General features: G+C 70.1%; 6 protein-coding genes. 4 read left to right on the top strand and 2 right to left on the bottom strand.

The features are described 5' to 3' along the window. On the top strand, positions 1-1,599 hold a 1,599-nt coding region (locus CCN42_RS26685), incomplete at its 5' end, for an AMP-dependent synthetase/ligase (RefSeq protein WP_086739423.1). Positions 1,600-1,703: 104 nt separating this feature from the next. Continuing rightward, a complete protein-coding gene (locus tag CCN42_RS26680) occupies positions 1,704-2,540 on the top strand; it encodes an aldo/keto reductase (RefSeq protein WP_086739421.1) in 837 nt (278 codons plus the stop codon). A 135-nt stretch (positions 2,541-2,675) separates the two neighbouring features. Here the strand turns inward: CCN42_RS26680 and CCN42_RS26675 are convergent, their stop codons facing one another. Together CCN42_RS26675 and CCN42_RS26670 are read right to left on the bottom strand one after the other, a co-directional pair. Then, a complete protein-coding gene (locus CCN42_RS26675) occupies positions 2,676-3,575 on the bottom strand; it encodes a class I SAM-dependent methyltransferase (protein ID WP_086739419.1) in 900 nt (299 codons plus the stop codon). Between the two features lie 185 nt (positions 3,576-3,760). Next, on the bottom strand, positions 3,761-5,488 hold the full coding sequence (locus CCN42_RS26670) for a glycoside hydrolase family 6 protein (RefSeq protein WP_086739417.1): 1,728 nt from the start codon (positions 5,486-5,488) through the stop codon (positions 3,761-3,763). A 445-nt stretch (positions 5,489-5,933) separates the two neighbouring features. Here CCN42_RS26670 and CCN42_RS26665 point away from each other — a divergent pair, with 445 nt between their 5' ends. Then, positions 5,934-8,849 carry a glycoside hydrolase family 48 protein gene (locus CCN42_RS26665; protein ID WP_086739415.1) on the top strand — a complete coding sequence of 972 codons (2,916 nt, stop codon included), beginning with the start codon at positions 5,934-5,936 and terminating at the stop codon, positions 8,847-8,849. Positions 8,850-9,067: 218 nt separating this feature from the next. Next, the coding region (locus CCN42_RS26660) for a sialidase family protein (RefSeq protein ID WP_086739413.1) at positions 9,068-11,300 on the top strand (2,233 nt) is incomplete at its 3' end.

Here is an 11,300-nt window from a genome sequence, read left to right as displayed (position 1 = left end):
ATGTCCCGCACCCGCTACGAGTGGACCCTCTTCGACTTCGCGCTGTGGTCGATCGGCGCGCAGGTGGTGCCGGTCTACCCGACCTCCTCGGCCGACCAGTGCCTCTGGATGCTCCACGACGCGGAGGTCACGGCCGCGGTCGTGGAGCACGAGGACCACGCGATGACGATCGCCACCGTCATCGACCGGCTGCCGCGGCTGAAGCAGCTGTGGCAGATCGACGCGGGCGCGGTCGGCGAGCTGTACGACGCCGGGGCGCACCTCGACGACGAGGTGGTGCACCGGCACCGCGAGGCGGTCACCCCCGAGACGGTCGCGACGGTGATCTACACCTCGGGCACCACGGGCCGGCCCAAGGGGTGCGTGATCTCGCACGGCAACTTCATGTTCGAGGCGGACACGGTCATCGAGCGCTGGGAGCCGGTGTTCCACTCGCGCAAGGGTGACGAGGCGGCCACCCTGCTCTTCCTGCCGCTCGCGCATGTGTTCGGCCGGATGGTGCAGGTCGCGGCGATCCGCGGCCGGGTCCGTTTCGGCCACCAGCCGCAGCTGAACGCCGCGGCCCTGCTGCCCGACCTGGCGGCCTTCCGGCCGACCTTCTTCCTGGCGGTGCCGTACATCTTCGAGAAGGTCTTCGACGCCGCCCGCCGCAAGGCGGAGCGTGAGGGCCGCTCCGGCGCGTTCGAGAAGGCCGTCGACGTCGCCGTGCGGTACGCGGAGGCGATCGAGGAGAAGGCCTGGGGCACCGGGCCGGGGCCGTCGGCGGGGCTGCGGATGCAGCACCAACTGTTCGACAAGCTCGTCTACGCCAAGATGCGCGAGGCGATGGGCGGCCGGGTGCGGCACGCCATGTCGGGCGGGTCGGCGATGGACCGGCGGCTCGGCCTGTTCTTCGCGGGCGCGGGCGTGCGCGTCTTCGAGGGGTACGGCCTGACCGAGTCCACGGCCGCCGCGACCGCCAATCCGCCCGAGCGCACCCGCTACGGCACGGTCGGGCAGCCCATCCCCGGCGTGACCGTGCACATCGCGGACGACGGCGAGATCTGGCTGCGCGGCGGCAACGTCTTCCAGGGCTATCTCAACAACCCCAAGGCCACCGACGAGACGCTGCAGGACGGCTGGCTGGCCACCGGCGACCTCGGGATCCTCGACGAGGACGGCTATCTCACCATCACCGGCCGCAAGAAGGAGATCCTGGTCACGTCCGGCGGGAAGAGTGTTTCACCCGGGCCGCTGGAGGAACGCGTCCGGGACCATCCGCTGGTCGCGCAGTGCATCGTCGTCGGCAACGACCGCCCGTACGTCGCCGCGCTGATCACCCTCGACCAGGAGGCAGTGGAGCACTGGCTGAAGATGCGCAACAAACCCCTGATGACCGCGGCCCATCTCGTGCGCGACCCGGATCTGGAGATGGAGATCCGGCGGGCGGTGGTCACCGCGAACACCCTGGTGTCGCAGGCCGAGTCGATCCGCACCTTCCGCATCCTCGCCCAGCCGTTCACCGAGGAGCACGGCCTGCTCACCCCGTCGCTGAAGCTGAAGCGCAGGGCCATCGAGAAGGCGTACGCGAACGAGGTCGAGGCGCTGTACCCGGCCTGATCGCCTCGGACGCGCACCCTGATTTCCCGGTCAGGAATGCATCGCGGTCCGTGATCGTTGACGATATGAGTACCACCTGACGACAACCGAAGGATCAAGAGCTCGTGAGCAGCAAGGTCCCCCCGATCATCCTCAACAACGGCGTCGAGATGCCCCAGCTGGGCTTCGGCGTCTGGCAGGTGCCGGACGACGAGGCGGAGCGGGCGGTCGCCACCGCACTGGAGGCCGGGTACCGCAGCATCGACACAGCGGCGATCTACGGCAATGAAGAGGGCACCGGCAAGGCCGTCGCCGCCTCCGGCATCCCTCGCGAGGAGCTTTTCGTCACCACCAAGCTCTGGAACAGCGACCAGGGGTACGACTCCACGCTGCGCGCCTTCGACCTCTCGCTGTCCAAGCTCGGCATGGACTACGTGGACCTGTACCTCATCCACTGGCCGCTGCCGTCCAGGGACACCTACGTCGACACCTACCGGGCGTTCGAGAAGCTCCACGCCGACGGCCGGATCAGGGCCATCGGTGTCTCCAACTTCCTGCCGGAGCACCTGGAGCGGCTGATCGACGAGACCTCGGTCGTCCCGGCGGTCAACCAGATCGAGCTGCACCCCCACCTCCAGCAGCCCGCCACGCGGCAGTACCACGCGGAGCGGGGCATCGCGACCGAGGCCTGGTCGCCGCTGGGCCAGGGCAAGGGCCTGCTGGAGGTGCCGGCCATCGTCGCCATCGCGCAGAAGCACGGCCGCACCCCGGCCCAGGTCGTGCTGCGCTGGCACGTCCAGCTGGGCAACGTGGTCATCCCGAAGTCGGTGACGCCGTCCCGGATCGAGGAGAACATCGACGTCTTCGACTTCAGCCTGGACACCGAGGACCTGGCGGCCATCAGCGCGCTGAACGAGGACCGGCGGATCGGTCCCGACCCCGCCGAATTCGACATGGTCTGACCCGCCGCGGCACAGTCACGGCGAGCGCGCCCCGGGACCGTCCAGGTCCCGGGGCGCACTTCTTCGGGCGACCGCCTGGCCGGCGGTCGGCAGATGCCCGGGGCCGGCAGGCTGCCGTCGGGGTCCCGGAGCGCCTCACAGGGACTTCGTCGCCGTGTGCACGGTGTGCGCGGCCAAGACGAACACGTCCGGCCGCCGGTGCACGCTCGCCTTGTCATCGGGGTCGAGCAGCCGGTCGAGGGTGGCGCGGTCGTCGGCGTCGAGGTGGTCGCCGAGGGAGTCCCGGACCCGGGACAGGGTGGCGGCGACATAGGCGCGGGCCCGGTCGGTGGCCGGGGCGGGCAGGTCCAGCAGGAAGCTGCGGCTGTGCGGGTGGCCGAGACCCACGGCGGCGAGCAGGGCCGGCCAGTCCTCCGTCTCCGCGACGCTGCCGGGCAGGCCGGCCCGCATCTCGGCGAACCACTCCTCCTGCAGCGCGTCGAGGCGGGCCTGCAGTCCGGGGCGGCCGAAGCCGAGGTCGCGGGGGAGGAACCGGGCGGGCAGTCCGCCTTCCAGGACAGCGAGCGTGCCGCCGGGGGCGAGCCGGCCGGCGAAGGCGGCGAGGGCGGCCCGCTGGTCGCCGAGGTGGTGCAGGCTGCGGCTGGCCCACAGCAGGTCGGCCGGGTAGTCGAGGTCGCCGAGGACACCGGGCAGTTCCCCGGCGAGAGTGCCGAACCGGTCGGCGACACCGAGGCGTTCGGCGCGGGCGCGGGCCCGCTCCAGCAGGGGTTCGGCGCCGTCGACGGCGACCACCCGGGCGCCGGGGAAGGTCTCGGCGAGCAGGCAGGAGACGACACCGGGCCCGCTGCCCGCGTCCACCACCAGACCCGGGTCGGTCTGCTGCTGGGCCAGCCAGGCCAGGGCCCGTTCGTACAGCGGGGCGAACAGCTCGGCCTGCGACTCCAGCAGCGGGGCCATCTCGGCCCAGTCGATGTCGCCGTGGTCATGGTGCTGGTGCCGGTGCGGGACGTGGTCGTGGTCGTGGTCGTGCGCCATGGTGCTCAGCCTCTCCTCCGGATCCCGCCAGGGTGCGGCGGCGCGCCACGGAGGAGCAAGTCGTGTTGCCGGGTCGGCAAAAACCCGATGGCCGCCGGGGCACGGCCGCGAGGGCCGGCCCCGGCGGTTCACCGGTGGGTGCCTCGGTCACCGCGGTCGCCGGATGCCGCGGTGCCCGTCCGCCGTCAGGACAGCGGAGGGTAGGCGTTCTGCATCAGCTGCTGGAACTGCGCGGAGAACCAGTGGCCGGAGAGCGGGGCGTTGGGCAGGGCGCCGGACATGTTGTTGTTGTTCCGCGGGTTGCCGGTGTACGTCGGGTCGCACATCCGGTCGAATCCCTTGCCCTCGTCGTTCGGGATCTCCTTGCTGGCTCCGTCGGACTCCCCCGGCGGCTTCATCCAGACGTAGGCGTCGATGCCCGGCTCGGGGTTGGCCCGCGGCCGCTCGCCGAGTCCCGCTCCGGCCTGGTTGCACCAGTTGCCGAGGTGGATGCGGCGGTCGTAGCGGCCGCCGTCGACGTAGGTGTCGACGTTGGTCAGGGCGCCCGGTCCGGTGGGCCGAGCGGTGCCGCCCCAGCCGTTGCGGGAGGTGTCGATCAGCATGCCGATCTTCGAGTCGAAGCCGATCGAGACGAGCTTGTCGCGCATGGCCTGGGCATAGGACAGCTCGTCGGTGTAGCGGTTCCAGTCGACCCACTTGGACTGGCGCACGGACGTCCCGTTCACGGTGTCCGTGATCTTGAAGTGGTCCTCCTTCAGGGCGCTGTAGTTGGCGGTGTTGACGATGAAGCCGTGCACGTCGGCGACGGTGGCGCCCTCGGTCGTGGCGGCGGTCTTGAACATGTCGGCGGAGGGCCCGAAGTTGTCGTCCCAGCCGAGCCAGCCGTGGTGGCCGGCGTCGATGTAGTTGTAGACGTTGGGGATGTCGCCGAGCTTGTTCAGGGCGTAGCCGACGCCCTTCTGGTAGTTGCCGTTGGCCTTCATCACGTCGCAGTTGGGCGTGGCGGTGGGCCGCGGGGTGACGTTGGTGACGAGGTTGGGCAGCGAGTCGATCTCGATCGTGGTGACGATCCGCAGGTCCTTGTACTTGGAGTCGGCGAGGATCGCGGCGATCGGGTCGATGTACTGGGTCTTGTACTTGTCGATCTCCGTCGGGCCGAGTTCGCCGTTGGAGGCCAGGGCGGAGCAGTCACGGCCGGGCAGGTTGTAGATGACCAGCTGGATGTACAGCTCGCCGGTGCCCTTCTGCCGCAGCGCCTCGTCGAGGTGGGCGCGCAGGCCCATGCCGCCGTTGACGCCGTTGATGGCGGCGATCCGGTCCAGCCACACGCCGGTGGGCTGGTTGGCGATGCGGCTGCCGCCCGGTTCCGCGGCGGCCTTCGCGGACCACTCGGGGTTCACGTATCCCTTGGCGCCGGCGTACGGGTTGTCGGCCTTGCCGGACGGGTTCGGCGGCGGGTCGGTGGGGCCGCCGGGCCCTCCGCTGCCGTCGTCGACGTTGCAGGTGACGCCGTCGAGGGTGAAGGTGGCCGGGATCGCGTTGGTGCCGCTGTAGCTGCCCTGGAAGCCGAAGTTGACCGAGCCGCCGGTGGCCAGCTGGCCGTTGTAGCCCTCGTTGGCGGCGGTGACCGCGGCCCCGCTCTGGGTGACCTTGGCGTTCCAGGCGCTGGTGACCCTCTGGTTGCCGGCGTACGACCACTTCACCGACCAGGCGGACTTGGCGGCGCCGTTGTTGGTGATGGTGACGGAGGCGGTGAAGCCGGTGCTCCACTGGTTCTGCACCTTGTAGTCGACGGTGCAGGGTACGGCGGCGGCGCCGGCCTCACCGGGTATCGCGGCCATGGCGGTCCCGGTCGCACCGCCCACGAGCGTCAGTGCGGCGAGCAGTGCTGTTCTCGTTCGGGTACGGCTCATCAGTGCGGGTTCCTGTTCTCTGGCTTCTCTGGGGGTGCGCGTCCCCGCAGTGGGGCGCGGGTGAGTGCGCGTCAGGCCGGACGGCGTGGACGCGAGCGAGAGGGAGGCGGGCGCAAGGGGAGCCTCATGGAGCGGGCTGGGCTGCGCCGACGAGTAAAAGACCTGAACGCGGGGGGTGTCGCATGAGCGACTCCTTGCAGCTCGGGCACGTCGGGACGGACGTGACGACTGGCGGAATCGCTCCCACTGGTGATGGCGAAGGTAGCGCCAAGTGACGGTAAACAACAGAGGAGTTGCTTGACTTTTCCGTCGACATGTTCATCGAATCTTTTCGACTCTTCAAGCATCTTGACCGGAACTAGGCCCGTCCTCACTATGGGAGCGCTCCCACTGGTTCAAGCCTTGACTTTTCCAGCCCTCACTTGCCGCAAGGAGGAACCAGATCATGCCCCCGAGAAGCAGACACCGCGCCGCGCGGCGGTTATGGACAGCCGCGTTGGCGGCCCTCGCAGTACCCCTGTCGATGCTGGCCGCCAACCCGACCCCCGCGCACGCGGCGGCGCTCCAGTGCAGCGTCGACTACAAGACCAACGACTGGGGTTCCGGCTTCACCGCGGAGCTGACGCTCACCAACCGCGGTACGGACGTGATCGACGGCTGGACGCTGACGTACTCCTACGGTGGCAACCAGAAGCTGACCAACGGCTGGAACGGCACCTGGTCGCAGTCCGGTCAGACGGTCACGGTGAAGAACGTCGCGTACAACGGCCGGGTCGCGGCCGGCGCGGCCGTGTCCACCGGCGCCCAGTTCACCTACAGCGGCACCAACACCGCACCCACCTCCTTCGCGGTGAACGGCACCACCTGTGCCGGTGCCCATCAGCCGCCGATCACCGTGCTGACCAGCCCCGCGGCGGGCGCGGTCTACACGCAGGGGGACGCGGTGCCGCTCGCGGCCACCGCCGCCGCGGCGGACAACGCGAACATCACCAAGGTCGAGTTCTACGACGACACCACCCTGCTGGGCACGGACACCACCGCGCCGTACACGCACTCCGCCTCCGGTTTGACCGTGGGCAGTCATTCGCTGGTGGCGAAGGCGTACGACAGCCTGGGCGCCTCGGCGCCCTCCACGCCGGTCGGCATCACGGTCGCCTCGGGACCGGCCGTGGTCGCCTCCCCGGCGCAACTCCCCGTCCAGCAGGGGAAGACGGGCACCTACGAGCTGCGGCTGTCGACCCAGCCGTCCGGCAACGTCACGGTCACCACCACCCGGGTCTCCGGCAACACGGGCCTCACGGTGACCGGGGGCTCCTCGCTCACCTTCACCCCGTCGAACTGGAACACCCCGCAGAAGGTGACCGTCACCGCCGACTCCACCGGGACCGGCGCGGCCGTCTTCGAGTCGGCGGCGCCCGGCCACGGCAAGGCCTCGGTGACCGTCACCCAGATCGGGGCGACCAAGGAGTACGACGCCCGCTTCCTGGAGCTGTACGGCAAGATCACCAACCCGGCGAACGGCTACTTCTCACCCGAGGGCATCCCCTACCACTCGGTGGAGACGCTGATCGTCGAGGCGCCGGACCACGGCCACGAGACCACCTCGGAGGCGTACAGCTACCTGCTGTGGCTCCAGGCCATGTACGGCAAGGTGACGGGCGACTGGACCAAGTTCAACGGCGCCTGGGAGATCATGGAGAAGTACATGATCCCCACCAAGGCCGACCAGCCGACCAACTCCTCCTACAACGCGTCCAAGCCCGCGACGTACGCGCCGGAGCTGGACACGCCCAACGAGTACCCGGCGAAGCTGGAGAGCGGGGTCCCGGTCGGACCGGACCCGATCGCCGGTGAGCTGAAGTCCGCGTACGGCACGGACGAGGTCTACGGCATGCACTGGCTGCAGGACGTCGACAACGTCTACGGCTACGGCAACTCGCCCGGCAAGTGCGAGGCCGGCCCCACGGACACCGGCCCGTCGTACATCAACACCTTCCAGCGCGGCGCCCAGGAGTCGGTGTGGGAGACGGTCCCGCAGCCGACCTGCGACGCCTTCAAGTACGGCGGCCGCAACGGCTATCTGGACCTGTTCACCGGTGACTCCTCCTACGCCAAGCAGTGGAAGTTCACCAACGCCCCCGACGCCGACGCGCGCGCGGTGCAGGCCGCCTACTGGGCGGACATCTGGGCCGAGCAGCAGGGCAAGGGCTCGCAGGTCGCGGCCACCGTCGCCAAGGCGGCGAAGATGGGCGACTACCTGCGGTACGCGATGTACGACAAGTACTTCAAGAAGGTCGGCAACTGCGTGGGCCCGACGACCTGCCCGGCGGGCACCGGCAAGGACTCCTCGCACTACCTGCTGTCCTGGTACTACGCCTGGGGCGGCGCCGTCGACACCTCGGCGGGCTGGGCCTGGCGCATCGGCTCCTCCCACGCGCACGGCGGCTACCAGAACCCGCTCGCCGCGCACGCCCTGGCCAACTACCCGGACCTGAAGCCGAAGTCGGCCACGGGCCAGGCGGACTGGGCGAAGTCCCTCGACCGGCAGCTGGAGTTCTACCGCTGGCTGCAGTCGGCCGAGGGTGCCATCGCGGGCGGTGCCACCAACAGCTGGGCGGGCCGCTACGCGACCCCGCCGGCCGGCACGCCGACCTTCTACGGCATGTACTACGACGAGAAGCCCGTCTACCACGACCCGCCGTCCAACCAGTGGTTCGGCTTCCAGGCGTGGTCGATGGAGCGGGTCGCCGAGTACTACCAGCAGACGGGTGACGCGGACGCCAAGGTCGTCCTCGACAAGTGGGTCGACTGGGCGCTGTCCAAGACCACCGTCAACCCGGACGGCTCCTTCCGGATCCCGTCCACCCTCCAGTGGTCGGGCAAGCCCGACACCTGGAACCCGTCCACCCCCGGCGCCAACACCGGACTGCACGTCACCGTCGTCGACTACACCAACGACGTCGGCGTGGCCGCCTCGTACGCCAAGACCCTGACGTACTACGCCGACCGCTCCGGTGACGCGGACGCGGCACGGGTGGCGAAGGCCCTGCTCGACGGCATGTGGGAGAACAACCAGGACGCGCTCGGCATCGCCGTCCCGGAGACCCGCACCGACTACAGCCGCTTCAACGACAAGATCTACGTCCCGAGCGGCTGGACCGGCACCATGCCGAACGGCGACACGATCAACTCGTCCTCGACCTTCGCGTCGATCCGCTCGTTCTACAAGGACGACCCGTCCTGGTCGAAGATCGAGAGCTACCTCGCGGGCGGTGCCGCGCCCACGTTCACGTATCACCGGTTCTGGGCCCAGGTGGACATCGCCACCGCCATGGGTTCGTACGCGGAGCTCCTCGAATAAGTCCCCGCCGGGCGCTCCGCGGGCCGGGCGGTGGTGTTCACCGCCCGGCCCCGGAACCGCCTGAAGACTCCGCGTGCGTGGCCTCGTCACCTGACGGCGAGGCCGTCCGGCCGGGCGGTCCCCACCCGCACTGGGGGCCGCCCGGCCGTCGTACGTCCCCACCGCAGCACCCGCAGAGCCCCTCCCTCAGCTTTCGCAGCAGGAAGGACATCCCCACCGTGCGAAGAACCCGCATCCTCACGGCCGTGCTGGCACTCGCGGCCGGCCTGCTCGCGGGCGCCCCGCCCGCGCTGGCGGCCGAGCCCGTCGAGCGAGAGGTGTCGATCGCCGCCGACACCTACACCTGGAAGAACGCCCGGATCGACGGGGGCGGCTTCGTCCCCGGCATCGTCTTCAACCGCAAGGAGCGGAACCTCGCCTACGCCCGCACCGACATCGGCGGCGCCTACCGCTGGCAGCAGTCGACGAAGACCTGGACGCCCCTGCTGGACCACGTCGGCTGGGACGACTGGGGCCACACGGGCGTGGTGAGCCTCGCCTCCGACCCGGTGGACCCGGACAAGGTGTACGCGGCGGTCGGCACCTACACCAACGACTGGGACCCGGGCAACGGTGCCGTGCTGCGCTCCGCGAACCGCGGCGCCACCTGGCAGAAGACCGACCTGCCCTTCAAGCTGGGCGGCAACATGCCGGGCCGCGGCATGGGCGAGCGCCTCGCCGTCGACCCGCACAGGAACAGCGTGCTGTACCTGGGCGCGCCCAGCGGCAAGGGCCTGTGGCGGTCGACGGACTCGGGGGCGACCTGGTCGCAGGTGGCGAACTTCCCCAACGTGGGCAACTACGCGCAGGACCCGGGCGACACCTCCGGCTACGCCAGTGACAACCAGGGCATCGTCTGGGTCACCTTCGACGAGTCCACCGGCACCGCCGGCAGCGCCACGAAGACGGTCTACGTCGGGGTCGCCGACAAGGAGAACGCGGTCTACCGCTCGACGGACGCGGGCGCGACCTGGCAGCGGCTGGCGGGGCAGCCGACGGGATACCTGGCCCACAAGGGTGTACTGGACACGGCCAACGGTCACCTGTACATCGCGTACAGCGACAAGGGCGGCCCCTACGACGGCGGCAAGGGCCGGCTCTGGCGGTACACCACCGCCACCGGCACCTGGACCGACATCAGCCCCGTCGCCGAGGCCGACACCTACTACGGCTTCAGCGGACTGACGGTCGACCGGCAGAAGCCGGGCACCCTCATGGCCACCGCCTACAGCTCCTGGTGGCCGGACACCCAGATCTTCCGCTCCACCGACAGCGGCGCCACCTGGACCAAGGCCTGGGACTACACCTCGTATCCCAACCGCGAGAACCGGTACACGATGGACGTCTCGTCCTCCCCGTGGCTGACCTGGGGCGCCAACCCGTCCCCGCCCGAGCAGACCCCGAAGCTCGGCTGGATGACCGAGGCGCTGGAGATCGACCCGTTCGACTCCGACCGGATGATGTACGGCACCGGCGCGACGATCTACGGCACCGAGAACCTCACCGCCTGGGACTCCGGCGGCACGTTCGCCATCAGGCCGATGGTGCAGGGCCTGGAGGAGACCGCGGTCCTCGACCTCGCCTCTCCCCCGTCGGGCGCCCCGCTGCTCAGCGCCCTCGGTGACATCGGCGGCTTCCGGCACACGGACCTGACGAAGGTCCCGCCGATGATGTACACCTCCCCCAACTTCACCTCCACCACCAGCCTCGACTACGCGGAGTCCGACCCGAACACGGTGGTCCGGGTCGGCAACCTCGACTCCGGCCCGCACATCGCGTTCTCCACGGACAACGGCGCCAACTGGTTCGCCGGGACCGACCCGTCCGGGGTGAGCGGCGGCGGCACGGTCGCGGCGGCGGCCGACGGCAGCCGCTTCGTGTGGAGCCCGCAGGGCGCCGGCGTACACCACACCACCGGATTCGGCTCGTCCTGGAGGGCGTCCACCGGCATCCCCGAGGGCGCGATCGTCGAGTCGGACCGGGTGGACCCGAAGACCTTCTACGGCTTCAAGTCCGGGAAGTTCTACGTCAGCACGGACGGCGGTGCCACCTTCACCGCCTCCCCCGCGGCCGGCCTGCCCAGCGGGGACAGCGTCCGCTTCAAGGCGCTGCCCGGCGGAAAGGGCGACATCTGGCTGGCGGGCGGCGCGAGCGACGGGGCGTACGGCCTGTGGCACTCCACGGACGGCGGCGCCACCTTCACCAAGCTGTCGAACGTGGAGCAGGCCGACACCATCGGCTTCGGCAAGGCGGCGGCCGGCGCCTCGTACCAGACGCTCTACACCAGCGCCGAGATCGGCGGGGTGCGCGGCATCTTCCGCTCCACCGACAAGGGCGCGACCTGGACCCGGATCAACGACGACGCCCACCAGTGGGGCTGGACCGGCGCGGCGATCACCGGCGACCCGCGGG

Origin of the sequence: Streptomyces glaucescens (assembly GCF_002154375.1) — a bacterium.
Lineage (GTDB): Bacteria > Actinomycetota > Actinomycetes > Streptomycetales > Streptomycetaceae > Streptomyces > Streptomyces glaucescens.
This window is presented reverse-complemented; position numbering and strand designations above follow the sequence as displayed.

Bases quoted from the DNA above. Each gene is read 5' to 3' on its own strand.
- CCN42_RS26670 (WP_086739417.1), bottom strand. From the start codon at position 5,488: ATGAGCCGTACCCGAACGAGAACAGCACTGCTCGCCGCACTGACGCTC.
- CCN42_RS26675 (WP_086739419.1), bottom strand. From the start codon at position 3,575: ATGGCGCACGACCACGACCACGACCACGTCCCGCACCGGCACCAGCAC.
- CCN42_RS26665 (WP_086739415.1), top strand. From the start codon at position 5,934: ATGCCCCCGAGAAGCAGACACCGCGCCGCGCGGCGGTTATGGACAGCC.